Source organism: Pseudomonas mangrovi (assembly GCF_003052585.1).
Lineage (GTDB): Bacteria > Pseudomonadota > Gammaproteobacteria > Pseudomonadales > Pseudomonadaceae > Aquipseudomonas > Aquipseudomonas mangrovi.
In genome coordinates this window covers 55,210-79,500 of record NZ_QASN01000014.1, presented here as the reverse complement: position 1 = coordinate 79,500, position 24,291 = coordinate 55,210, and the positions used below count along the sequence as shown (strand labels likewise).

Here is a 24,291-nt window from a genome sequence, read left to right as displayed (position 1 = left end):
GAAGCCGTAGGTTGGGCCGCGAGGCCCAACAATGCCCCGCCAACCATCGGATGGTTCCCACGCTCCGCGAGGGAACCGGATCCAGGGACGCTTTGCGTTAACTGCGTTCCACGCAGAGCATGGGAACGATCAAGATCAGTGGCTGGTGGACAAGGCTGCACCGTTGTCCACCCTGCGTGCTGCATTGCCACGCGGAGGGAGCGATCAAAGGTGTCCACCGCAACAGCCCGTCACGGCCAATCACCAGACGAAAAAAAACCGCAGCCGAAGCTGCGGTTTTTCATTGCATGACCCGCTTAGTGGGCCAGCAGCGAACCACCCGCCTTGCCAGCGAGCTTCTCGGTGTTGATCAGGAAGCGCGCCAGAGCCGGCAGCAGCAGCATCGCGCCGATCATGTTGACCAGGAACATGAAGGTCAGCATCAGCCCCATGTCGGCCTGGAACTTGATCGCCGAGAAGATCCAGGTGGCCACACCGATCGCCAGGCACAGACCGGTGAACAGAACCGCCTTGCCAGTCGACTTGAGCGTCTCGTAGTAGGCCTCCTGCAACGGCAGGCCGGCACGCAGGAAGCTCTCCAGACGGCTGTAGATATAGATGCCGTAGTCGACACCGATACCCACGCCGAGGGCGATCACCGGCAGGGTTGCGACCTTCATGCCGATGCCGAGGAAGGCCATCAGCGCGTTGCCCAGTACCGACGTCAGCACCAGCGGCAGAACGATGCAGATGGTCGCCGGAATCGAGCGGAAGGTGATCAGGCACATCACCGCCACCCAGGCGTAAACCAGACCCAGCATGGTCAGCTCGGACGCGGAAATGACCTCGTTGGTGGCCGCCTCGATCCCGGCGTTACCCGAGGCCAGAATGAACTCCAGGCCATCCCTGTTGTTTTCCTCGGCGAACTCCTGAACCGCCTTGACCGCACGCTTGAGCGTCTCGGCCTTGTGGTCGTTGAGGAACACCATCACCGGTGCCAGCGAGCAGTCAGAGTTGTACATGCCTTCGGCACGAGCAATCGAGCTGTTCAGCACGTCCTGGTTGCGCGCCAGGGTTTCCCATTTCAGGCTGCCTTCGTTCGAGCCCTTGATCACCTGCTTGGAAACGGTGACCAGCGACACGGCGGACTGCACACCCGGAGTGTTCTCCATCTTCCAGGTCAGCTCGTCGATCGGCGCCATGGCCATGTGCGTCGAGCAGCCTTCCGGCGCGGTCTTGACCATCACCACCAGCACGTCGGAGCTGGTCGAGTAGTTGCTGACGATGAAGTCGTTATCCAGGTTGTAGCGCGAATCCGGACGCAGCTCCGGCGCACCCTGGTCAAGGTCACCGACCTGCAGGTGGGCCTTCTGGTAGAAGAAGGCACCGACACCGCCGGCCAGAGCGACTACCACCACGATAGGTGCCACGGTCGGATGGGCGACGTTGGCCAGGAAGCGCCAGAACGGATGCTCGCGCACCGCATCGCGCTTGCTGCGCTCGATCGCCTTCTTGCTGATGCCGAGGTAGGAAATCGCCACCGGCAGCAGGATCAGGTTGGTGAACACGATTACCGCGACACCGATGGACGCACCAATGGCCAGCTCGTGGATCACGCCGATATCGATGATCAGCAGGGCGATGAAGCCGATGGCGTCGGCCAGGATCGCGATCATGCCCGGCAGGAACAGCTGGCGGAAGGTACGCCGCGCAGCGGTCAGGGCGTTGTCCGCCTCGCCCGACTGCAGGGCGATACCGTTGATCTTCTGTACGCCGTGGGAAATACCGATGGCGAAGATCAGGAACGGCACCAGCATCGAGTAGGGGTCGATACCGAACCCGACCAGACGAACCAGGCCGAGCTGCCAGATCACCGCGATTAGCGTGGTGACCAGTACCGAAATGGTCGAGCGGATGCACCAGGTGAACCAGTACAGCATCACCAGGGTGATGACGAAGGCGATGCCGAAGAAGGCCACGACCGCCATCAGCCCGTCGATCAGATCACCGACCTTCTTGGCGAAACCGACGATGTGGATCTCCACGTTCGGATTCTGCGCCTGGTACTTGGCACGGATCTTCTCTTCCAGCTCATGGGAGAATTTCTGGTAGTCGAGCTTGACCAGCTTGCTCTGGTCATCCGGATCCGGATAGGACTCCTGCAGCGGCACGTCGACGATCGCCGACTTGAAGTTGTTTGCCACCAGACGGCCGATCTGGCCCGACTTGAGCACGTTGCTGCGCAGCTCGTTGAGGCTCTCTTCGGAGCCGTCGTAGGTCTGCGGAATCACTTCGCCGCCGTCGAAGCCCTCTTCGGTCACTTCGGTCCAGCGTACGCTCGGGCTCCACAGGGACTTCAGACCGGAGCGATCGACGCCATTGATGTAGAACGCCTCGTCATGGATCTGCCGCAGCGTCTCCATGTATTCCTTGTTGAAGATGTCGCCATCCTTGGCTTCCACCGAGATACGCACGGTGTTGCCCAGGTTCGCCAGATCATTCTGATGCTTGATCATGTTCTGGATGAACGGATGACTGAGCGGAATCATCTTCTCGAAGCTGGTCGAGGGACGGATCTGCAGGGCGTGGTAGGAAAGGAAAACCGTCACCAGCGCGCAGAGCAGGATCACCACGGGCCGGTTGTTGAAAATCAGACGCTCCAGAAAGGTAGCGTTATCCTGGCGATGCTTACTCATCAAAACTCCCCCGCCTTATTATTGTTGGCCCAGATTCAGGCCTGTCGGCGAAGCGACACGCACCCCACCCTGCCCCACGAGGACCAGATTGCCCTGCGCATTGGCGGTGACACCTGCCAGGGACAGTCGATCGGGGCGACCCGCTACGGAAAAGCTCTGGCCATCATCGTCGCTCTTGAGCACGACGCCACCATTGCCAACCACGACGACGGAGCCGTCGGCCAGCAGACTGCCGCCCGACAGGCTGACCTGCAGACCATTGCGACCGGCCTCGATCTTCACCGGCTGCCAGCTGTCGCCAAAGTCGGTCGAGCGGAACATGTGCCCACGCAGGCCATAGGCCAGCACGGTCGACGGTTGGGCCGTGCCGAGCACGCCGAACAGGGAACCGTCGTAGGGGCTCTGGAGCGTCTCCCAGGTTTCGCCGCCATCGGCGGAGCGGAACATCATGCCCATCTCGCCCACCACGAGGATTCCGGCATCCTTCACCGCGGTTATCGCGTTGAGGTGGAAGCCGTCGTCGTTTTCCAGACGGTCACCGACCTCTTCCCAGCTGGCACCGCCATCGTTGGTTTCCAGCAGCGCACCATAGGCGCCAACCACCAGGCCATGCTGGCGGTCCTTGAACCAGACATCGAGGAAGGGCGCGCCTTCTTCACGTTCGATGTCACGGAACTGCTCGGTCCAGTTGGCACCGCCATCCTGGGTAGCGAGGATGGTCGCATCGTGACCGACCGCCCAGCCGTACTGGTCATCGACGAAATACACGGAGGTCAGCAGGACGCGGCTGGGCACCTTGGCCTGCTGCCACTCGCTGCCTTCGTCATCGGAGTAGAGGATGTGGCCACGCTCACCCACCGCGACCAGGCGCTTGCCGGCACGGCTGACGTCGACCAGCAGCGAATGCTTGGCCTTGGCGGACTCGATGGAGTAGGCGGCAGCCGGCTGATCGGCCGATTCGGCCTGTACCGGAGCCACAGCAAAAGCAAGCACGGACAAGACAGTGCACAACGAAAGCGTCTTGGCCAACGGTGACTGGAGCGAGCGAAAGAGATTCTCTGCTTGACCGGACTGGGTGCGCCGCATGACGGGCTCACTCATACACCTTTCCCCCTTTATTGTTATAGGTAGATCAGACCTTTCTGATAGCCGCCAATGCTAAGCGGCTTCGGAAAGACCTGACAATCATCACGGCGTTATGTTTTGTTAAGACACACGTGCTGATTGATTAGGTATTCGCCTATCTAATCCGGGGCTTTCAGCCCGAAAGCGCCGACCCGGGACCCAGATGGTGTTGCAGCTTGCCAGCTATTTGAGGCGCCGAACAGAGTCTGTGCACAACTGTTCATCGCGGCAGCCGTTGCCGCACCAGGCGCAACGGCCGCAATCGCTCACGCCAGACTCTTGCTGACCACCTCGAAGACATCGCTGGACAGCTCGCCCGAGGCCTGGATGCGCTCCAGTTCGGCACGCATCAACGCCTGACGCGCCGCGTCGTACTTGCGCCAGCGGGTCAGCGGCGCCAGCAGGCGCGAAGCGATCTGCGGGTTGAGCGCATTCAACGTGATCACCTGCTCGGCGAGGAAGCGATAGCCGCTGCCATCGGCCTGATGGAAGCCCACCAGGTTCTGGTTGGCGAAGGCGCCGATCAGCGCACGCACCTTGTTCGGATTCTTCAGGGTGAACGCCGGGTGCTGCATCAGACCCCGCACCCGATCGAGGGCACCCGGCAGCGGACAGCCGGCCTGCACGCTGAACCACTGGTCCATCACCAGCGGGTTGTCCTTGAAGTTCTCCGCGAACACCTCGAGGGCCACCGCCTTTTCCGCAGCGAACGGCGAGTTGACCAGCACCGCCAGGGCCGTGAGGCGCTCGGTCATGTTGTCGGCGGTCTCGAACTGCTCCTGACAGGCGGCGAGCACCTCCGGCCGACCGGTCTCCATCACGTAGGACAGCGCAATGTTCTGCAGCGCACGGCGGGCGAAGTGCTCGGCCTCGGCAACGTAAGGTGTGTGCCGGGACAGTTCACGGTTGGCCCGATAACGCTGCCAGAGCGGCTCGAACAGGGCCTCGGCAATGCTCTTGCGGGCGAACTCGCGGGCGGCATGGATGGCGTCGACGTCAGCCACCTGGCTGATTTCCGCCAGGTAACCCTCACCCGGCAACGAGAGCATTTCGGCGACCATCGCCTGATCCAGGGTCTCGTCCACCAGCAATGTGCGCAGTGCCTCGATCAGGCGCGGATCCATGACCAGCGCCTGGCCGCGCTGCTGTTGGCCGACCAGTTCCTGCAGTATCTGCACCGCCAGTTGCTGCCCGGCTTCCCAGCGGTTGAAACCGTCGGAGTCGTGCTGCATGAGGAACATCAGCTGGTCACGGCTGTAGGGGAACGCAAGCTTCACCGGCGCCGAGAAGCCACGCAGCAGCGACGGCAGCGGCTCATCCTGGATGTTGACGAAGGTGAAGGCCTGTTCGGCCTCGGTCACCTGCAGCACACGCACCGTGCCGACCGCCGCATCCTCGCCGACCAGTTGCAACGGCAACTCGCGGCCGCGATTGTCGAGCAGCGCCAGCTCCACCGGAATGACGAAGGGCAGCTTCTCGTCCTGCCCCGGCGTAGCCGGGCAGCTCTGGCGAAAACGCAGGCGGTAGGTATTGGCCGCCGTGTCATAGCTGGCATCCACCGCCAGTCGCGGCGTGCCCGCCTGGCTGTACCAGCGCTTGAACTGGGTCAGGTCGATGCCGTTGGCATCCTCCATCGCCCTGATGAAGTCGTCGCAGGTCACGGCCTGGCCGTCATGCCGCTCGAAATACAGATCCGAGCCCTTGCGGAAGCCCCGGGCGCCGACCAGCGTGCGAATCATGCGCACCACCTCGGCACCCTTCTCGTACACCGTCAGGGTGTAGAAGTTGGAGATCTCCATGTAGGACGCCGGACGCACCGAGTGCGCCATGGGGCCGGCATCCTCGGCGAACTGATGGGTGCGCAGGTAGGCGACGTCCTCGATGCGTTTGACCGTGCGCGAGTGCATGTCGGCACTGAACTCGGCGTCGCGGAACACGGTGAAGCCTTCCTTGAGCGACAGCTGGAACCAGTCGCGACAGGTCACCCGGTTGCCCGACCAGTTGTGGAAGTACTCGTGCGCGACGATCGCCTCGACCCGCTGGTGGGCGGCGTCGGTGGCGGTCTCGGCGCGCGCCAGCACGGCGCTGGAGTTGAAGATGTTGAGCCCCTTGTTCTCCATCGCACCCATGTTGAAATCGTTGACCGCGACGATCATGAAGATGTCCAGGTCGTACTCGCGCCCGTACACCTCCTCGTCCCACTTCATCGATTTCTTCAGGCTGTCCATCGCGTGCTGGCACTTGTCGATGTTCTCCGGCTCCACGTAGATGCGCAGCGCCACCTCGCGTCCGCTCATGGTGGTGAAGCTGTCCTCGACGCACCAGAGATCGCCGGCGACCAGGGCAAACAGGTAGGCGGGTTTTCTGAACGGGTCCTGCCAGGTCGCCCAGTGCCGCCCGCCCTCCTCGCTGCCGCTGGCGACCGGATTGCCGTTGGACAGCAGCACCGGATAGCGCTGCTGGTCGGCCACCAGCGTGGTGGTGAAGGCGCTCATCACGTCCGGGCGATCGAGATAGAAGGTGATTTTGCGAAAGCCCTCGGCCTCGCACTGGGTGCAGAACATCGTGCCCGACTTGTACAGCCCTTCCAGCGCAGTGTTGCTCTCCGGGTGGATCAGCACCGTGCTGTCGATGACGAAGTGGCTTGCGCGCGGTTGCAGGCTGAGCAGGCCGCCATCGTAGCTGTAGTCGCCGGCCTGCAGCTCCTGGTCATCCAGGCAGATGCGCTGCAGCTGCAGATCCTGCCCGTCCAGACAGAGCACCGGCAGCGTCTCGCTGTCCGCGCAGGCGGGATTGCGCCGCATCACCAGCTGGGCGTGCACCAGGCTGTGGTCTTCGTACAGCTCGAAGGTCAGGTGAGTCTCGTCGATCAGGTAGTCCGGCTCCTGGTAGTCGGCGAGTTGAATGACTTTCGGTTGTTCGGTACGCATGTCGGCTCTCCGGCTCAGCTGCGAGCTGCAAAAGTGGCGGGCGCCGCGCGGCGCGGCGCCCTCGATCGATCCGGCCAGGCAGCAAACCGCCCGGCCTTGCCTCAGGCGCTGCTGGCAGCCACCTGGTAGGCGGTGAACTTGCGGATATTGATCACGCCGCTGTCGAGGATCAGGTACTGACCCTTGATCCCCAGCAGGGTGCCCTCCACCAGCGGGTTCTTCTCCAGGTCCAGGCTGACGATCTTGCCCGGATAGCTTTCTATCGGGTAGCGAATCTGCACCACCTCGGCATCCGCCAGCGGCTGGATGGCCTGCAGCCCGAAACGCTGCTGCAGCGCCTGCAGCCCCTCGGCGCAGGCATCGAAGACCTGCTCGCGGATCTGCGGCAGATCCAGCGGTTCGGCATCGCCCTTGAGCAGCGCACGCCAGTTGGTGCGATCGGCGACCTGGCTACGCAACAGGTCCTCGACCAGACCGGACTGCTGGCGGGTCGCCACCCGCAGGATCGGCAACGCCTGGCTGGCGCCCTGATCGAGCCAGCGGGTGGGCAACTGGGTGGCGCGGGTGATGCCGACCTTGATCCCTGACGAATTGGCCAGGTAGACCACGTGATCGGTCATGCAGAAGCGCTCGCCCCACTGCGGGTCGCGGCAGGTGCCCAGCTCGTGGTGGCAGCGCTCCGGGCTCATGATGCAGGTGTCGCACTGCGGCAGCTTCTTGAAGCACGGATAACAATAGCCCTGGCTGAAACTCTTGTTGGTGCGGCGGCCGCAATGACTGCAATGAATGGCGCCCAGGTACTGCAGCCGCAGGGTCTTGCCGATCAGCGGATTGAGCGGCACGCGGGCCTGGTCCAGACGCAACGCGTACTGCGCCCGCTCGCCCAGCTCGACCGCCATCTTGTCCAGCGCGCCACGGGCCAGCTCCTGCATCAGTGACGGGTTCCGGAAGCCGGCGAGAACAGGCTGGTATCCAGCGCCGCCTTGGCCTTGCTCTTCGACGCGCACTCCTGCCCGCCCATGTAGCCGGTGCGCTCCTCTTCCGGCAGGTTCTGGATTTCCCAGGCGATCATCGCCTGCATGGTCAGCTCTTTCTGTTCATCGGTCAGCTTGCGGCCATCGGGCCACTTGCCGATTTCCAGCGACTGCTTGAGGTTCAGGTAGATGTCGGGGGTGATGTTCTGAATCATCTCGAGGAACGAGGACATGACGCGGCTCCTGTAGGCAAGGCAGGCATTCTAGACCACTAAGACCAGGGCCAGCGATGCTTGAGGCGCTTAGAAGTCCCTGGATAGCTTCACCCCTGCAAGCTCCTTCTCCAACGAGCGCTTGAACATCTGAGGCGCGGCGAAGGTGTAAAGCACCAGTGCCAGCCATGCCCATTGCACGCCCTCGGCCAACATCTCGTAGCCCTGCTGATTGGCGAAGATGACCCCGGCGCGGTAGCAGACGAAGAGTGCCAGCAGCACGATGATCGAGCGAACTGACCCCAGCTCCATCATCCAGGAGTTGTAGCGCCACCATGTACCCAGCAACGGATTGCGGCGCGCCTTTACCGCAGACATCAGGTACAGGGCCTGGACATCACTGGCGTCGTGCTGCAACACCCAGACCGCGTGCTCCCTGGCAGCCTCCAGCTCGCCCCGACGGAGCAACAGAAAACCCATGCAGATCAGCGCCCCGGCGTGGTCGGGCTGGATCGCCAGGGCCTGACTGGCAAAATGCTCGGCCTTGTCCCGGGCGCCCTGATCCCGATGATAATCGGCCATGGCCGCAAGACTGTCGGGACCATCAGGTTCCAGTTCGAGCGCCCGGGTCAGCGCCTGCAACTGTTCCCTGGGCTTGCGTTGCAGGCGCTGAAGGTCAGCCAGCAGACGGTGATAGCCGGGGCGGAATGGATTCACGCCCAGCAGGCGGTCGATGTACTGACGCGCCGCCTTGAACTGCCGGCTAGCGAGCGCAACAGCTGCGGCGGCATGCAGCGCCAATTCCAGTTCGGGCTCAATGGCAAGCGCGAGACGGGCCTCATGCTTCGCCGCATGCAAGCGGCGCAGATCCAGCAGGCAGAACGCCAACAGCGCGTGAGCCTGAGCGCAATCGGGATCCTCACCGAGCAATTGCCGAAGCGCGTCCATCGCACCATCCAGCTGACCGCAATCCAGGCGCTGATGGGCCAGTTCCAGCAGGTAGGAGGTATTCATCAGCTAAGCACCAGAAACCAGATGGATGAGGAAAACAGCCCTAACACCATTCCGCGCAGCAGAAACCCGCCGAGCAGTGCTACCGGCAAACCAAAACGCCCCAGCACCCCTCCGTAGTACTGATACAACTCGATGGTCGCGCTCTGCAGACTGAAGATCAGGTAGCCAAACGCCAGCTTCCACACCACCAGAGACAGCAACGCGTACCGCAGCACGTGCTCGGATTCGATGAAACGTGCCTGCCAGGCATAGGACAGGCCGAACGCCAGCAGAAAACTCCCCAGCAATCCCAACGCCGCCAACATGGACTCCCGCCAGCGGGTAGGGCTGCCTACTGCAAACCCGTTCAGCGCAAGCCAAGGCATTCCCAGCCAGTTCCCTGCGAGCATCAGCGCCAGCAGCGGCCAGATCGGCTCGACTGCGATACGCGCCATGGCTCCGGGACTTGGCTCGTCGATCAGGCGATAGGCTTTCCTGCGCATCGTCAGCGCTCCTTGCCGTGACGATCGAGAAAGGCCATCACCTCGTCGTACTGACCACCCTCATTGGCGTAGCGCGCGTAGTTTCTCGCCGTGGTCAGCCACTCCAGCGTGGTGGCTCGGACTTCCTGCAGAGCCGCCTTCAGATGATGTCCGGTTATCGGCTGCTCCTGTCCCGCATCGATAGACGCCTCGATCGCCTCGTCCACCGCGGTTTCGACGAGCTCGCGCAGGTCCGCGCCGGAAAAGCCCGAGGTGCTCTTCGCCAGAAAGGCGAAGTCGATGTCCTGCTCGCAGGGCCGATCCTTCATCAGCATGCGTAACAGGCTTTCTCGCGCCGCCCGATCAGGTGGTGGCACGAAGAGCACCCGATCGAAGCGTCCCGGGCGGCGAAACGCCGAGTCGACAGCCCATGGCACGTTGGTAGCAGCCAGAATCAGCACACCGTGATTGTCCTGGGCAAACCCATCCATCTCGGCGAGGAACTGGCTGACCAGCTTCGACGAGGTCGCCTCCCGCGTGTGCGAACGCCGCCCACCCAGTGCTTCCACCTCGTCGAAGAACAGGACTGCAGGCGCCTGTGCACGCGCTTCTTCAAACAGCGCGTGCAGCTTGCGTTCGGACTCCCCGATGTACATATCCAGCACGTCGGAAATGGCCACGTTGAGGAACTTCGCCTTGCACTCACCAGCAGTAGCCCTTGCCAGCATGGTCTTGCCGCAGCCTGGCGGGCCATACAACAGAATCCCGCCGCCGACACGCTTGCGAAAGCGCTGGAACAGGCTGGGTTTCTGGTAGGGAAGAATGATCTTCTTGTGGATGGTCTTCTTGAGCCCATCGAGCCCGCCGATGTCGGCGAAAGTGATGTTCTCGCGCACCGGCTCCAGCACCCGCAGGATTTCACTCTGGTCGGTATCGTCATTGGAGATGACCTTGAGCCGGGGACGGCCGTCCTGGGCGGGAAACTCGACCACCGAAACACTCAGACGGTTCGCCAGCGCCACATCCTCCAGCGCAGGATTCTCTGCTACCGCGGCTCGGTATGCCCGCAAACCCTCCTCCCGCCGCCCCAGCTCGGCCAGTGCACGAGCTCTCAGCAACTGGCCGGCCGCCTTGTCCGGCATCGCCCAGGTGAGGGCCTTCTCCGGTTCTCCAGCGCCTAGGCAAAGCTCCGCGAGCTGGTTTCTGAGAGATTCCCCCACGCCGCTCGGCTCCATCCCCGCAGGCAGGCACTCCAGGCCGCGACGGAAGTCCGCTCTCGCCAAGCACCCTCGTAGCAGGAGTTCCAGAAGTGCCATGTTATCGGGCGAAGCCTGAAAGGCCTTTTCCAGCTGGTCCAGGGTCAAGTCATCCATGTAGTTGCCACCACCTGTTGCGAATGGATTGCTGTAGTTGCCTCACCGCGGCGCCTCGGGCCGTTCCACTTCCACCCAGCGGAATTTGGCCGGATCAAGGCGCGTCTCGTCGTCCAGGCGATAGGCCACCAGCTTGCCGTACTTGACCGCGCTGTAATCCAGGCACGCCAGGTTCGCGCGGATCGGCGCCGGGCGCCCGCGACGCCAGTAATGGCCGACGAACAGCAGCGGCTGGTCGGCATCGTAGTAGAGCAGCTGGCGCTTCTCCTGCTCGCCCAGCGGCGTGCGGGCGGCCTGCTCGGGCAGAGCATCGGGCTGGAAGACGATGTCGCCGTAGGTCTGCGGGTCGTCCTCCCAGAACTTGGTGCGGAAGAAACGCCGCGGATAGCCTTCCTCGCTCATCAGCGACAATCCGTGCGGCAAAGGCATGTCGGTACCGCGCAGCAGCCGGTTGAACACCGCGCAGGCAAAGCTGCCCTCCTGCGCCGACGCCTCGAGGAAGGCCCGGTCGATCACCGCCTGCGGATAGCTGGCGCGCAGCTGGGCGATCAAGGCCGGATCCCAGCAGGCGTGCACCATGCGAAAGTGCCCGGCATCGATCAGCAACGGCATGCGCTGGAACCAGTCGAGGTAGTCCTTCCACTCCTGGGGATGCTGTTCGAACTGCTCCAGCGTCTCGCGGATCAGGCGTTCGTGGCGCGGGATGTGCTCGCGCACGAAGCGCTTGCCGCTGCCGGCCGGCGCGGGGGTGTGCCAGCCGAGCGAGTAGAACTCGTGATTGCCCATGATGCAGGCGGCCTCGCCGGCCTGGACCATGTCGTGGACCAGCTGCAACGCCTCGCGGATACGGGGGCCACGGTCGATGATGTCACCGAGGAACAGCGCCATGCGACGCGGGTGGCGCCAGACGCCGCCCTGCAGGTGATAGCCGAGCTGCTCGAGCAGGCGCTGCAGGGTTCGCGCGCAACCATGGATATCACCGATCAGGTCGTAGCCACGCGCCGGGTCCAGCTGCATCAGTCGCCTCCGACGCCGAGCCGGCTTCCCCAGCCGAGCTTGGTCCGGCAGATCTCGTAGTAGTTGTGATCCAGCGGATGAATCAGCCGCAGCTTCTGCGGCTTCTTGCGAATGGTCACTGTGTCTCCCGGCGCGCAGGTGAAGTGGTTCTGCCCGTCGCATGAGACCTGCGGGTAGATCTGGATGTTCGGCGACACCACGATCTTCAGCTCGCTGCTGCCGTCGACCACGATCGGTCGGCTGGACAGCGTGTGCGGGTACATCGGCACTACCACCAGCGCATCCAGACGCGGATGCATGATCGGGCCGCCGGCCGAGAGCGCATAGGCGGTGGAACCGGTCGGCGTGGCGACGATCAGGCCGTCGGCCTTCTGGCTGCAGACGAACTGGCCGTCGATGTACAGCTCGAATTCGATCATCCGGTTCGACTTGCCCGGGTGCAGCACCACGTCGTTGAGCGCATCGGCCTGGCCGATGACCTCCTGATGACGACGCGCCTCGGATTCGAGCAGAAAGCGCGTCTCGACCAGGTAGCGGCCTTCGAGGACCTCGCTGATCCGCGCCTCGACTTCCTCGGGGAGAATGTCGGTGAGAAACCCCAGGCTACCGCGGTTGACCCCGACCACCGGCGTCTCGTAGCGCGCCAGCGCACGCGCAGCACCGAGCATGCTGCCGTCGCCGCCGACCACGATCACCAGGTCGCAGACCTCGCCGAGCAGCTTGCGGGTGGAGGTCTGCATGCCGTGTCCGGGCAGCAGCTCGGCGATGCTCTCGTCGAGGATCACGTGCAACTGGCGCTCGCGCAGAAAGCGCTTGAGCCGGCGAATGGTGTCGAGCACCTGGGGGCTGCCGAGCCGGCCGATGATGCCGATGTTGCGAAACTGCTCCATGTAACCCCTGCCAGGCGCGCTGTATGAGCCGTCGATTATGGGCGAAAGCAGGGAAAGGCGGCAAACCGCGGTCTCAAGCGCATCCGGCTGCGGATTTTCGCGCGAGGAGTCTTTGGACGTTGCGCTCAACAGGCCACGGCCCACCCTGGTCCGACCGGGCCGGCAAGACACCCGGACCCGAAGGGCGCAATAAGCGCAGCACATTGCGCCGAGCCTGGCGTCTGCGATTACTTTGGCGCCGGTGCTGACCGGGGCATTGCGGCGGGTTACGGCCTCTGGCCTAACCCGCCCTACAGTCCTGGGCCGCCCCATCCGACCGGGACGGCAAGACACCGAGTCCCCTAGGGCGCAATCACCGCAGGGCATTGCCCCGCGCACCCGGTGGCTGACTGGCGCTAGCGTCTCACCACATCAGGTCGTCGGGAATCTGGTAGGCGGCGTAGGGATCGTCGGCTTCGGCCGCTTCGGTCGGCGTATTGAGCAGCACGATGCGTTGCGGCTCGCGCTCCTGGATCTTCAGCGCCGCCTCGCGCGGGAGGACCTCATAGCCTCCACCATGCTTGACGATCGCCAGCGAGCCACGCGAAAGCTTGTCGCGCATCAGGTTGTTCACCGACAGGCGCTTGACCTTCTTGTCGTCGACGAAGTTGTAGTAGTCCTCGGTGGTGAGCCTGGGCAGCCGCGACGCTTCGATCAGTTGCTTGACCTGCGCCGCCCGAGCCTTCTGCGCGGCCTTTTCCTGCTGCTGGCGGTTGAGTTCCTGATCCCGCTCGGCCTTCTCGGCCTTTGCCTGCAGGGCGGCGAGCCGCGCCGTTTCGTCCTTCTCGGCCTGGCCCTTGTGCACCAGACGATTCTCTTTCTGCTTCTGCTTGCCGGCCTGCTTGGCCTGCTTCTCATTGACCAGTCCGGCCTTGAGCAGTTGATCTCGGAGGGAAAGACTCATACCGATACCTGTCTCTTGAAGTGGATAAGGACGCGCTCAGGCGCCCGCGATGCGTTCTGCAACGAAGAAGCGGAACGGGCAACCGATGTCGTCCTCGACCAGACGAAAACCGTACTCGGCGAGTAGCGCACCGAAGTCCTGCTTGTGCCAGGCGTCGAGGAAGGGTTCGTGGACATGTCGTGCCAGCGCCCGGAAGTACAGGCCGCGCCAGCCATAGCGGCGCGCCAGGCTGGGGAAGCCGAGGCGCCATTGTTCAGGTGATGGCTCCAGCACCGCCAGCCGCGCGCCGGGCCGGGTGATCCGCGCAAGCTCGGCGAGAATCTGTCGCAGATAGCGCGGTGGTACCTCGTGGAACACGAAACAGACCCCGACCGCATCGAAATAGTCCGACGGCAGCCGGCTGTCCTCACCGGTACCCTGCTCCCAACGGATCTGCGGTGCCGCCTGGGCGGCCTGCTGCAGCAGATAGGGCGAGGGCTCCAGCCCCCAGACCTCGCCGATGCCCTGCGCATGCAGGGCCATCGCCAGGTGTCCGGCACCACTGCCCAGATCCAGCGCACGCTCGGCACCGGCCAGCGCCCTGGCGATCCGCGGACGCCCCTCGCGCAGCGTACCGAGCATGGAACGGTCGAAGCCCTTGGCATAGCCGCGACTGAAGCGGCGCGAGTAGTTGCCATTGGGCAGGTTGTGGAATTCCTGCAGTACGTAGGCCGGAATTCGCTCGGCGCCGGGCATACCTTCGGGCAGCGCGACCGGCTGCCGCTCGCGACCGGACAGGCTGCGCCACAACCTGCGCAGATCGCTCAAGCGCGAGAACTGCAGATGATCGGCCCAGGCCTCCGGCAGCTCGACGGTCGCCCAGTCGATCGCGGGCGGCGCGACCTGTGGGGGAGTCTCCGCCGGCGCAGGCGCAAAGGTGGTGCTGGCAGTGTTCATGAAAATCCCTGGAAAAGACTGAACGACTCGTCCTGATCGATTCGACTACGTGTGATGGCTGGCGATGATAACCCTCGACGCCGGCAGAAGCAGCGCGATGGTCGGCAGCCTGTCAGGAATCCGCGCCGCTCAGGAACAACCGAACGCCTGCTGCTCCTCGCATTTGGCCCGTGACCAAAGCGCGTCCAGCTCTTCGAGGGTGCAATTCTCGATGGCCCGACCGCTTTCGCGCAACGCCTGTTCGATGAAGCGAAAACGCCGCTCGAACTTGGCATTGGCGCCGCGCAGTGCGGTCTCCGGATCAACCTTCAGGTGCCGGGTCAGGTTGGCCACGGAAAACAGCAGGTCTCCCAGTTCCTCCTCGACCGCGGCGGGATCGCCGATGCTCATCGCCTCGAGCACCTCATCCAGCTCCTCGCGGACCTTGTCCAGCACCGGCAGCGCCTCCGGCCAGTCGAAACCGACCTGGGCCGCGCGCTTCTGCAGCTTCACCGCGCGGTTCAGCGCCGGCAACACCAGCGGCACGTCATCCAGCAGCGACAGCTGCTGCGGCGCCGCGGCCTTTTCGGCACGCTCCTCGGCCTTGATCTGCTCCCAGCGCCGCTTGATCTGCGCCTCGTCCAGGCGCGGCAGCTCTGCGGCGCCATAGAGATCGCCATCGGGGAAGACGTGCGGGTGGCGCCGGACCAGCTTGCGGGTGATCGCATCGACCACCTCGGCAAAGCCGAACCGCCCCTGCTCACGACCGAACTGGCTGTAGTAGACGACCTGGAACAGCAGGTCGCCCAACTCCCCGGGCAGCGCGTCCAGATCGTCGCGCTCGATCACGTCGGCCACCTCGTAGGCTTCCTCGAGGGTGTGCGGGACGATGCTGCGCCAGTCCTGCTGCAGATCCCAGGGACAGCCATGCTGCGGGTCGCGCAGGCGGGCCATCAGGTGCAGCAGATCGTCGAGTTGGTACATAAAAGGCCTCAATGGGGGCGGCACGACACTGCCTCGAGGTAGGTTGGGCCACCAGGCCCAACAAGCCGAGCGGCGATCAGCCGCGGCATCGGGCGTCACACACAGGGCAGCGCCGCTCTCGTGTCGATGTTGGACACGCGCACGGCGCACCCTACATCTGCCGGTGGCGACGAACCTCGATGATGTTGGGCAACTGGGCGATGCGGCCGAGCAGCCGACTCAAGGCGTCGAGACCGGGAATCTCGATGGTCAGCGACATGTTCGCGGTGTTGTCTTCCTTGTTCGAGCGGGTGTTCACCGCCAGCACGTTGATCTTCTCGTTGAGCAGTATCTGCGAGACGTCGCGCAGCAGGCCCGAGCGGTCGAAGGCGCGGATGCTGATGTCGACCGGATAGGTCTGCACCGGCACCGGGCCCCAGTTGACCTGGATCATCCGCTCCGGCTCCTTGCCACCGAGCTGCAGCACGTTGGCGCAGTCCTGACGGTGGATGGTCACGCCGCGGCCGAGGGTGATGTAGCCGACGATCGGGTCGCCCGGCAGCGGCTGGCAGCAGCCGGCAATCTGCGTCAGCAGATTACCGACGCCCTGGATCTGGATGTCGCCGGCCTTGTACGGCCGCGCCCCGCCGCTCTTCAGCGGAATCAGCTCGAGCTGCTGACTGGCACGATCCGGCTCGACCAGGGCCTGAGCGAGGTTGACCAGATGCGCCAGGCGCAGATCGCCCGCGCCGAGCGAGGCGAACAGATCTTCGGCGGTCTTCAGGTTGGCCTTTTCCGCCAGGCGATCGAAGTCCACCGGCGGCAGCCCCATGCGATTGAGCTCGCGCTCCAGCAGGCCCTTGCCGGCGGCGACGTTCTGGTCGCGGTCCTGCAGTTTGAACCAGTGAACGATCTTCGCCCGTGCCCGGCTGGTGGTGATGTAACCCAGGTTGCCGTTGAGCCAGTCGCGGCTCGGCGTGCCCTGCTTGCTGGTGATGATCTCGACCTGCTCGCCGGTCTGCAGGCTGTAGTTGAGCGGCACGATGCGCCCGTTGACCTTGGCGCCACGGCAGTTGTGGCCGATCTCGGTATGCACGCGGTAGGCGAAGTCCAGCGGCGTAGAGCCCTTGGGCAGGTCGATGGCGTGGCCGTCGGGGGTGAACACGTAGACCCGGTCCGGCTCGATATCCACGCGCAGCTGCTCGGCCAGCCCGCCGATGTCGCCCAGCTCCTCGTGCCACTCGATGACCTGGCGCAGCCAGGCGATCTTCTCCTCGTAGTGGTTCGAACCGCTGTTGACGTCGGTGCCCTTGTAGCGCCAGTGGGCACAGACGCCCAGCTCGGCTTCCTCGTGCATGGCGTGGGTGCGGATCTGCACCTCGAGCACCTTGCCTTCGGGACCGAGCACCGCGGTATGCAGCGAGCGGTAGCCGTTCTCCTTGGGGTTGGCGATGTAGTCGTCGAATTCCTTGGGAATGTGCCGCCAGAGGGTGTGCACGATGCCCAACGCGGTGTAGCAGTCGCGCACCTCCGGCACCAGCACGCGCACCGCGCGCACGTCATAGATCTGGCTGAACTGCAGGCCCTTCTTCTGCATCTTTCGCCAGATCGAATAGATGTGCTTGGCGCGGCCGCTGATGTCCGCCTCGATCCCGGCGTCACCCAGCTCCGAACGCAGCTGATCCATCACCTCGTTGATGTAGCGCTCTCGGTCCAGCCTGCGCTCATGCAGCAGGGTGGCGATCTGCTTGTACTGCTCGGGCTCCAGGTAGCGGAAGGACAGGTCCTCCAGCTCCCACTTGATGTGGCCGATGCCCAGGCGATGGGCCAGCGGCGCGTAGATGTCGAAGACCTCGCGCGCGACCCGGTGGCGCTTCTCGTCATCGGCGTTCTTCACCGCGCGGATGGCGCAGGTGCGCTCGGCCAGCTTGATCAGCGCGACGCGCACGTCGTCGACCATTGCCACCAGCATCTTGCGCAGGTTGTCGACCTGGGTCTGGCTGCCCAGCACCAGTGACTCGCGCGAGCTCAGGCTGGCGCTGATCGCGGCCATGCGCAGCACACCCTCGATCAGCTTGGCGACCACCACGCCGAAGCGCTGCTGTACCTCGGTCAGCGCCACCTTGCCTTCACGCACGCCGCGGTAGATCACCGCCGCGACCAGCGAATCCTGATCGAGCTTGAGGTCGGCGAGGATCTCGGCGATTTCCAGCCCGGTCTTGAAGCTCGACGCGCCATCGGCCCAGATGTGCTGCGCCGCCTGGGCCTGGGCCTCGCCGGCACGGGCGAACTCGCAGGCCTCGCGCAGCGCCTCGCGCTCCAGCGCCGGGTCCATCGCGAGCACATGGTCCAGCCATGCCTCGAGGTTGATGCTGCCGTCATCGTTGATCGGCTGCTGGGCTCTCACCTGTACCATCTGACTACCTTCCTGGGCCGGCGCACACGCCGAACCTGCTGATCCCTGCCCCGAACGACCACCGCCGCCCGCTCAAGCGGACCCACGGACTGTGCGGACATCCGGGTCCGCCTCGAACAAAGCCATTGCCTCGACATGCCCGGTCTGCGGGAACATGTCGAGGATGCCTGCGCGTTTCAGGCGCAGGCCCTGCCGCACCAGCTCTGCAGCGTCACGCGCAAGGGTAGCTGGATTGCAGGAAACGTAGAGCACCCGGCGCGCGCCGAGTCGAGCGATCTGCCGTACCACCTCGAAAGCGCCATCGCGTGGCGGGTCGAGCAGCACGGCATCGAAGCCGTCCGCAGCCCAGGGCGCGTCGGCAAGCGGCTTCGACAGGTCGGCCTGATAAAAGTGCAGGTTGTTCAGCGCGTTCTCGCCGGCGTTGCGTGTCGCCCGCTCGACCATGCCCGCAGCGCCTTCCACCCCGACCACCGCGCGGGCCCGCCGCGCCAGTGGCAGGGCGAAGTTGCCCAGACCGCAGAACAGGTCGAGCACCCGCTCATCACTTTGTGGCGCCAGCCAGTCGAGCGCCTGGGCAACCATCGCCTCATTCATCTGCGCATTGACCTGAACGAAGTCGCCTGGCTGCCAGGCCAGGCGCAGATCGTCGGCCGCCAGGCGATAGCCCGGCAGGACACCCGGCTGATCGGCCTGCGGCTCGCCGTCGCCCTGCAGCCAGAGCTGCGCCTGATGCTGCGCACAGAAATCGCGCAGGCGCAGCAGGTCGCCCTGCTCAAGCGCTGCGGTGTGGCGCAGCAGCAGAACACTGAAATCACCATGGAACAGCTCGACATGACCGATGCTCCGGGGCCGGGCGAAGCCGCCGAGCAGCGCCGGCAACGCGCGCAGGATCGGCTGCAAGGGCTGTACCAGCACCGGGCAGTCGTCGATGGCAACGATCGCCTGGCTGCCCTCGGCGCGAAAGCCCAGCGCCAGCTGCTGGTTCTCCCAGCGCACGGCGATGCGCGCGCGACGCCGATAGCCCAGCTCCGGACCACTCAGCGGCGCCGCCCACTGCTCGGGGGCAAGCCCGGCCACCCGCGCCAGCTGCTCTTCCAGGGTGTGCTGCTTGAGCGCCAGCTGGGCCGCCTGGGGCATGTGCTGCAGGCTGCAGCCGCCGCAGGTTGCGGCGTGCACGCAGGGCGGCGGGCGGCGCTCGGCGCTGGCCAGCAGGATGCGCTCGGCACGCGCCTCGACCACCTGGGCACGGGCGCCCTGCACCCGCGCCTCGACCTCCTCGCCAGGCAGCGCACCGCTGACGAACCAGGTACGCCCGTCGACGAAGCCGATACCGCGGCCGTCATTGGCCAGCCGCTCGATGTTCAGGCGCTGCTTCTTGCCCGTCGGCACCTGCGGCTTGGCCTTGCCGCCGCCGGTCTGGAAGCGCAGGGTGCCGTTACGCCGCGACACGGATGGCCTCCGCGGGCAGCCGCCGCTCAGCGCTGGTCATAGACACCGGTGGACAGGTAGCGGTCGCCCCGGTCGCAGATGATCGCGACCATCACCGCGTTCTCGACTTCCCGCGACAGACGCAGCATGGCCGCCACCGCGCCGCCGGAGGAAACCCCGCAGAAGATGCCTTCCTCGCGCGCCAGGCGGCGCATGGTCTGCTCGGCTTCGTCCTGGCCCATGTCGATCACCCGGTCGACTCGACTGGCCTCGAAGATGCTCGGCAGGTACTCCTCGGGCCAGCGCCGGATGCCGGGAATCGCCGCCCCTTCCATCGGCTGCAGGCCGACGATCTGCACCGCCGGGTTCTGCTCCTTGAGGTAGCGCGAAACGCCCATGATGGTGCCGGTGGTTCCCATCGAGCTGATGAAGTGGGTGATGCTGCCGGCGGTCTGCTGCCAGATTTCCGGGCCGGTGCCGTGATAGTGCGCCTGCGGGTTGTCACCGTTGCCGAACTGGTCGAGCACCTTGCCGTGGCCGTCGGCCTGCATCTGCAGCGCCAGGTCGCGGGCGCCCTCCATGCCGGCTTGCTTGCTCACCAGGATCAGCTCGGCGCCATAGGCGGTCATCGCCGCCTTGCGCTCGGCACTGGAGTTGTCCGGCATGATCAGGGTCATCTGGTAACCCTTGATCGCCGCCGCCATCGCCAGGGCGATGCCGGTGTTGCCCGAAGTCGCCTCGATCAGTCGATCACCGGGCTGGATGTCGCCACGCCGCTCGGCGCGCTCGATCATCGACAGCGCCGGGCGATCCTTGACCGAACCGGCGGGATTGTTGCCCTCCAGCTTCACCAGAAGGGTATTGCTGGTCGCGCCCGGCAGGCGCTGCAGACGCACCAGCGGGGTGTTGCCGACGCAATCGGCGATGGTGGGGAAATTCATGGCAGCGGTGTGCGATTCCATTTCGGGGCGCACATGATAGCGGCAAACGCGAACCTGCCATACCTGGCCGGCCGCACCTGGCCGGCCGCACCTGACCAAAGCACCAAGCTGTTTCTCCTTGTTGGCCGTGCTATTGCCGGGCGCCGGCCAGCCGCTACACTGCCCGCCACCATCGCAACCAGGAGAGGCAGGGTGTTCAAGGATCTGGGAATCAAGGGCCGCGTCCTGCTGCTGACTCTGCTGCCGTCGAGCCTGCTGGCGCTGGTCCTGGGCGGCTACTTCACCGGCATGCAGCTGGTCGACATGCAGGCGCAGCTGCTGCAGCGCGGGCAACTGGTGGTCGAGCAGATGGCCCCTCTCTCCGCCCCGGCGCTGGCGCGCAACGACGAGGCGCGGCTGCTGCGCATCGCCAGCGACGCCCTCGACCAGCCCGACGTACGCACCGTGTCCTTTCTTTCCTCGGATCGCCAGCGCCTGGCCCACGCCGGGCCGCGCATGCTCAATCCCGAGCCGATCGGCGACACCAGCCTGCCGACCATGCACAGCGGCAACGATGCCACGCGCTTTCTGCTGCCGGTCTATGGTCGCCATCTCGCCCTCTCCGGGGATGCCGACAGCGTCGAGCCGCAGCGCCTGCTCGGCTGGATCGAGCTGGAGCTGTCGCACCAGGGCACCCTGCTGCGCGGCTATCGCAGCCTGATCACCAGCCTGCTGCTGATCGTCACCGGCCTGGTGGTCACCGCCCTGCTGGCCCTGCGCATGAGCCGGGCGATCAGCGCGCCGCTGCAGCAGATCCAGCAGAGCGTCGCACTGATCAAGGAAGGCCATCTGGAAACCCGCCTGCCACCGCTGGGCAGCCACGAGCTGGACGAACTGGCCTCAGGCATCAACCGCATGACCGAGGCACTGCAGAACGCCCAGGAAGAACTGCAGCACAGCATCGATCAGGCCACCGACGATGTGCGGCAGAACCTGGAGACCATCGAGATCCAGAACATCGAACTGGACTTCGCCCGCAAGGAGGCGCTGGAAGCCAGCCGGATCAAGTCCGAGTTCCTCGCCAACATGAGCCACGAGATCCGCACTCCGCTCAACGGCATCCTCGGTTTCGCCAACCTGCTGCAGAAGAGCGAGCTGACCCCGCGCCAGTACGACTACCTGGCGACCATCAGCAAGTCCGCCGACAGCCTGTTGGGGATCATCAACGAGATCCTCGACTTCTCGAAGATCGAAGCCGGCAAGCTGATGCTCGAGAGCATTCCCTTCAATCTGCGCGACCTGCTGCAGGACACCCTGACCATCCTCGCCCCGACGGCCCATGAGAAGTCCCTGGAGCTGGTCAGCCTGGTCTACCGCGACACCCCGCTGGCGCTGATCGGCGACCCGCTGCGGCTCAAGCAGATCCTCACCAACCTGGTGAGCAACGCGATCAAGTTCACCAATGAAGGCACCATCACCCTGCGCGCCATGCTCGAGGATGACCGCGACGACCGCGCGCAACTGCGCATCAGCGTGCAGGACACCGGCATCGGCTTGTCCGAAGCCGATCAGCGCGCGCTGTTCCAGGCCTTCAGCCAGGCCGACAACTCGCTGTCGCGCCAGGCGGGCGGCACCGGCCTGGGCCTGGTCATCTCCAAGCGCCTGGTCGAGCAGATGGGCGGCGAGATCGGCGTCGCCAGCATCCCCGGCAAAGGCTCGGAATTCTGGATCAGCCTGAGCCTGCCCAAGGCCCGCGCCGATGCCGAAGACCTGCCCCGCGCGCCCCTGCTCGGCACACGCGCGGCGATCCTCGAAACCCATCCGCTGGCACGCCAGGCGCTGCAGCACCAGCTCGAGGATTGCGGCCTGGAAGTCCAGGCCTTCGATGACCTGCTGGCCCTGCGCGCCGCAGTCGTCTCCCAGCGTGGCAGCGCCGCGGCGATTCGCCTGGTACTGCTCGGCGCGACGCTGGAACGCTTGCCGCCCGAGGAGCTGCAACAGCAGATCGGCGAACTGGAAGCCCTCGACTGCAAGACCCTGGTGCTCTGCCCGACCACCGAACAGGCGCTCTATCACGAAGTACTGCCCGACGGTCACCGGCAACTGCTGGCCAAGCCGCCCTGCACGCGCAAGCTGCAGCGGGCACTGATTGCGCTGCTCGGCCAGGCGCCCGGCACCGATGGCGGCAGTGCGTCAGCGCTGCGCATTGGGCCGGCGCCACGGATCCTCTGCGTCGACGACAACCCGGCCAACCTGCTGCTGGTACAGACCCTGCTCGAGGACATGGGCGCGCGGGTCTGCGCGGTGGAGAGCGGCATGGCCGCGCTGCAGGCGCTGGCTGACGAGCCCTTCGATCTGGTCTTCATGGACGTGCAGATGCCCGGCATGGACGGCCGCCAGACCACCGAGGAAATCCGCCGCCGCGAAAACGAAGCCGGCGATGGCCACATTCCCATCGTCGCCCTCACCGCCCATGCCCTGGCCAACGAGAAACGCGCCCTGCTGCAGGCCGGCATGGACGACTACATGACCAAGCCGATCAGCGAGCGCCAGCTCGCCCAACTGGTACTCAAGTGGACCGGCCTGGCGCTGCAGGCCGAGGCCGCCGAGAAGAGCGAGCCGGCCGGTATCGACGCGGCGCTCAGCGTTCTCGATGCCGAGGAAGGCCTGCGCCTGGCGGCCGGCAAGGCCGACCTTGCCGCCGACATGCTCGACATGCTGCTCGCCTCGCTGCGCACCGACCGCGAGACCATCCGCCAGGCGCGTACCGAAGGTGATCACCTGGCACTGATCGAGCGCGTGCATCGCCTGCACGGCGCCACCCGCTACTGCGGCGTGCCGCAGTTGCGTGCCGCCTGCCAGCGCAGCGAGACCCTGCTCAAGCAGGACGACGCCAAGGCACAGGCGGCGCTGGACGATCTGGACGCCGCCATCGAGCGCCTGCTGATCCACACCAGCGGCGCGTTGTCGGACTGACTACCCAGCGAAGGCAGCACGGCCGTTCCGTCGTGCTAGCATCGCCGCCTTCGCAACTCTCGGGCGCTTCCTGGCCATGGCCGAACACGATTTCCGTTACACCCTGCTCAACCCCCAGCACACCCTGATCGAATGCCGCGCACTGGCGCCGGGCCTTTATCAGGTCACCGGCAACGGCGGCTCGATCCGCGGCGGTGACAGCCTGCTGGTGACGCTCAAAGGCAGCCGCGAGCTGTCCATGCGCCTGACAGTGGACAAGGTCCGCCAACTGATCAATCCGCCCGGACAATGGGTCGCGGTGGCCAAGGGCCCGGTATTCAAGGAACTGGCTATCCTCAACTGGCAGGTCGACTGCGACGGCTGCGGCAAGCAGCTGGACTTCGAGTTTGCCGTGGACTCCTCGCTCGGCGAGAAGGCCCGCGCGCCGGCTGCCGAAGCGCGCATCGCCGAACTGGGCTGGAGCAGCCAGGCCGGTCGTCATCTGTGTCCAACATGTCGGAGGGAAACCGCATGAGAGCCATCGCCGCAGCAGCGCTGCTGCCTGTTTTTCTGGCCGGCTGTGCCAGCGAAACGAGCGTTATCCGCCAGGAACACACCTATGTGGTGGAGTGGATCGGCGAGCGCCCGCTGATCGACCGCAGCCATCTCACCGTCACCTTCAGCGCCGACGGCCGTGCCTACGGCAGCGGCGGCTGCAACCACTGGTTCGCTGGCTATCAGCTCAAAGGCAGCACGCTGAGCATCAGCCAGCCCGGCAGCACCCGCAAGGCCTGCGCGCCAGCGCTGATGGAGCAGGAACAGCGTTTCCTGCAGGCGCTGTCCGAGGTACAGCGCTGGGATTTCTCGGAGATCGACCAGCTGCGTCTGTGGCCCAGGGAAGGCGCGCCGATCCGCCTCTGGTCCGAGGAGTACTAGCCGTTCGCTGAAGGAGCGTCGCACGGGCCGGAGCGATGTCGCCGCCTGGCGCGTCGAGCCCGGCCAGGACGACCGTCGAGGCGGGCTCGCCTCGCCAGGCGTCATTCGGCAGAGCTGCTCACCCGTTTTCGGATGTATCCCAGG

Annotated in this window: 18 protein-coding genes and 1 pseudogene; 3 read left to right on the top strand and 16 right to left on the bottom strand. The window is 65.1% G+C overall.

Annotation, left to right across the window (positions count from 1 at the left end; translation table 11 throughout):
* Window positions 1-296: 296 nt before the first annotated feature.
* The 16 genes and pseudogenes from DBO85_RS07770 to cysM form a co-directional block, all read right to left on the bottom strand.
* Window positions 297-2,675, bottom strand: coding sequence for an efflux RND transporter permease subunit (locus DBO85_RS07770; RefSeq protein WP_108106695.1), 2,379 nt, complete (start codon window positions 2,673-2,675; stop codon window positions 297-299).
* 18 nt (window positions 2,676-2,693) lie between these two features.
* Window positions 2,694-3,761, bottom strand: coding sequence for a WD40/YVTN/BNR-like repeat-containing protein (locus tag DBO85_RS07765; protein ID WP_108106812.1), 1,068 nt, complete (start codon window positions 3,759-3,761; stop codon window positions 2,694-2,696).
* A 305-nt stretch (window positions 3,762-4,066) separates the two neighbouring features.
* Complete coding sequence (gene pepN / locus DBO85_RS07760; RefSeq protein ID WP_108106694.1) at window positions 4,067-6,730, bottom strand: aminopeptidase N; 2,664 nt, start codon at window positions 6,728-6,730, stop codon at window positions 4,067-4,069.
* 101 nt (window positions 6,731-6,831) lie between these two features.
* On the bottom strand, window positions 6,832-7,662 hold the full coding sequence (locus tag DBO85_RS07755) for a DUF2797 domain-containing protein (RefSeq protein WP_108106693.1): 831 nt from the start codon (window positions 7,660-7,662) through the stop codon (window positions 6,832-6,834).
* Window positions 7,662-7,937: a YeaC family protein gene (locus DBO85_RS07750; RefSeq protein WP_108106692.1), complete on the bottom strand. Its 276-nt coding sequence runs from the start codon at window positions 7,935-7,937 to the stop codon at window positions 7,662-7,664. Before DBO85_RS07750 ends, DBO85_RS07755 begins: the two co-directional genes overlap by 1 nt.
* Before the next feature lie 807 nt (window positions 7,938-8,744).
* Window positions 8,745-8,930 (bottom strand): annotated as a pseudogene (locus tag DBO85_RS19650) (tetratricopeptide repeat protein); the annotation flags it as partial.
* Entirely contained in the window at window positions 8,930-9,412 is a 483-nt protein-coding gene (locus DBO85_RS07740) for a hypothetical protein (RefSeq protein ID WP_108106690.1), read from the bottom strand. The gene DBO85_RS07740 and the pseudogene DBO85_RS19650, both read right to left, overlap by 1 nt.
* A gap of 2 nt (window positions 9,413-9,414) precedes the next feature.
* A complete protein-coding gene (locus DBO85_RS07735) occupies window positions 9,415-10,509 on the bottom strand; it encodes an ATP-binding protein (RefSeq protein ID WP_233356572.1) in 1,095 nt (364 codons plus the stop codon).
* Between the two features lie 297 nt (window positions 10,510-10,806).
* The gene (locus DBO85_RS07730; protein ID WP_108106688.1) at window positions 10,807-11,781 is read right to left on the bottom strand and encodes a metallophosphoesterase; all 975 of its coding nucleotides are present in this window, start codon (window positions 11,779-11,781) and stop codon (window positions 10,807-10,809) included.
* Window positions 11,781-12,671 carry an NAD(+) kinase gene (locus DBO85_RS07725; protein ID WP_108106687.1) on the bottom strand — a complete coding sequence of 297 codons (891 nt, stop codon included), beginning with the start codon at window positions 12,669-12,671 and terminating at the stop codon, window positions 11,781-11,783. Before DBO85_RS07725 ends, DBO85_RS07730 begins: the two co-directional genes overlap by 1 nt.
* A gap of 403 nt (window positions 12,672-13,074) precedes the next feature.
* Window positions 13,075-13,614, bottom strand: coding sequence for a DUF2058 domain-containing protein (locus DBO85_RS07720; protein ID WP_108106686.1), 540 nt, complete (start codon window positions 13,612-13,614; stop codon window positions 13,075-13,077).
* Between the two features lie 36 nt (window positions 13,615-13,650).
* Window positions 13,651-14,550: a class I SAM-dependent methyltransferase gene (locus DBO85_RS07715; RefSeq protein WP_108106685.1), complete on the bottom strand. Its 900-nt coding sequence runs from the start codon at window positions 14,548-14,550 to the stop codon at window positions 13,651-13,653.
* Window positions 14,551-14,679: 129 nt separating this feature from the next.
* Entirely contained in the window at window positions 14,680-15,513 is an 834-nt protein-coding gene (gene mazG / locus DBO85_RS07710) for a nucleoside triphosphate pyrophosphohydrolase (protein ID WP_108106684.1), read from the bottom strand.
* A 151-nt stretch (window positions 15,514-15,664) separates the two neighbouring features.
* Entirely contained in the window at window positions 15,665-17,908 is a 2,244-nt protein-coding gene (relA, locus tag DBO85_RS07705) for a GTP diphosphokinase (RefSeq protein ID WP_108106683.1), read from the bottom strand.
* A 72-nt stretch (window positions 17,909-17,980) separates the two neighbouring features.
* The gene (gene rlmD / locus DBO85_RS07700; protein ID WP_108106682.1) at window positions 17,981-19,357 is read right to left on the bottom strand and encodes a 23S rRNA (uracil(1939)-C(5))-methyltransferase RlmD; all 1,377 of its coding nucleotides are present in this window, start codon (window positions 19,355-19,357) and stop codon (window positions 17,981-17,983) included.
* A gap of 26 nt (window positions 19,358-19,383) precedes the next feature.
* On the bottom strand, window positions 19,384-20,277 hold the full coding sequence (cysM, locus tag DBO85_RS07695; protein ID WP_108106681.1) for a cysteine synthase CysM: 894 nt from the start codon (window positions 20,275-20,277) through the stop codon (window positions 19,384-19,386).
* A gap of 192 nt (window positions 20,278-20,469) precedes the next feature.
* On the opposite strand from cysM, the gene DBO85_RS07690 reads away from it, so the two are divergent.
* From DBO85_RS07690 to DBO85_RS07680, 3 genes are all read left to right on the top strand, one after another.
* On the top strand, window positions 20,470-23,232 hold the full coding sequence (locus tag DBO85_RS07690; RefSeq protein WP_108106680.1) for a response regulator: 2,763 nt from the start codon (window positions 20,470-20,472) through the stop codon (window positions 23,230-23,232).
* Window positions 23,233-23,308: 76 nt separating this feature from the next.
* A complete protein-coding gene (locus tag DBO85_RS07685) occupies window positions 23,309-23,746 on the top strand; it encodes a hypothetical protein (RefSeq protein WP_108106679.1) in 438 nt (145 codons plus the stop codon).
* On the top strand, window positions 23,743-24,147 hold the full coding sequence (locus DBO85_RS07680; RefSeq protein WP_108106678.1) for an META domain-containing protein: 405 nt from the start codon (window positions 23,743-23,745) through the stop codon (window positions 24,145-24,147). The genes DBO85_RS07685 and DBO85_RS07680 overlap by 4 nt, the downstream gene beginning before the upstream one ends.
* The last annotated feature ends 144 nt before the right edge of the window (window positions 24,148-24,291 follow it).

What these genes read in the sequence shown, in the direction of transcription:
- mazG (WP_108106684.1), bottom strand. Translation starts at nt 15,513, where the DNA reads ATGTACCAACTCGACGATCTGCTGCACCTGATGGCCCGCCTGCGCGAC.
- cysM (WP_108106681.1), bottom strand. Translation starts at nt 20,277, where the DNA reads ATGAATTTCCCCACCATCGCCGATTGCGTCGGCAACACCCCGCTGGTG.
- DBO85_RS07685 (WP_108106679.1), top strand. Translation starts at nt 23,309, where the DNA reads ATGGCCGAACACGATTTCCGTTACACCCTGCTCAACCCCCAGCACACC.
- DBO85_RS07715 (WP_108106685.1), bottom strand. Translation starts at nt 14,550, where the DNA reads ATGAACACTGCCAGCACCACCTTTGCGCCTGCGCCGGCGGAGACTCCC.
- relA (WP_108106683.1), bottom strand. Translation starts at nt 17,908, where the DNA reads ATGGTACAGGTGAGAGCCCAGCAGCCGATCAACGATGACGGCAGCATC.
- DBO85_RS07765 (WP_108106812.1), bottom strand. Translation starts at nt 3,761, where the DNA reads ATGCGGCGCACCCAGTCCGGTCAAGCAGAGAATCTCTTTCGCTCGCTC.
- DBO85_RS07730 (WP_108106688.1), bottom strand. Translation starts at nt 11,781, where the DNA reads ATGCAGCTGGACCCGGCGCGTGGCTACGACCTGATCGGTGATATCCAT.
- DBO85_RS07680 (WP_108106678.1), top strand. Translation starts at nt 23,743, where the DNA reads ATGAGAGCCATCGCCGCAGCAGCGCTGCTGCCTGTTTTTCTGGCCGGC.
- pepN (WP_108106694.1), bottom strand. Translation starts at nt 6,730, where the DNA reads ATGCGTACCGAACAACCGAAAGTCATTCAACTCGCCGACTACCAGGAG.
- DBO85_RS07725 (WP_108106687.1), bottom strand. Translation starts at nt 12,671, where the DNA reads ATGGAGCAGTTTCGCAACATCGGCATCATCGGCCGGCTCGGCAGCCCC.
- DBO85_RS07740 (WP_108106690.1), bottom strand. Translation starts at nt 9,412, where the DNA reads ATGCGCAGGAAAGCCTATCGCCTGATCGACGAGCCAAGTCCCGGAGCC.
- DBO85_RS07755 (WP_108106693.1), bottom strand. Translation starts at nt 7,662, where the DNA reads ATGCAGGAGCTGGCCCGTGGCGCGCTGGACAAGATGGCGGTCGAGCTG.
- DBO85_RS07750 (WP_108106692.1), bottom strand. Translation starts at nt 7,937, where the DNA reads ATGTCCTCGTTCCTCGAGATGATTCAGAACATCACCCCCGACATCTAC.
- DBO85_RS07770 (WP_108106695.1), bottom strand. Translation starts at nt 2,675, where the DNA reads ATGAGTAAGCATCGCCAGGATAACGCTACCTTTCTGGAGCGTCTGATT.
- DBO85_RS07720 (WP_108106686.1), bottom strand. Translation starts at nt 13,614, where the DNA reads ATGAGTCTTTCCCTCCGAGATCAACTGCTCAAGGCCGGACTGGTCAAT.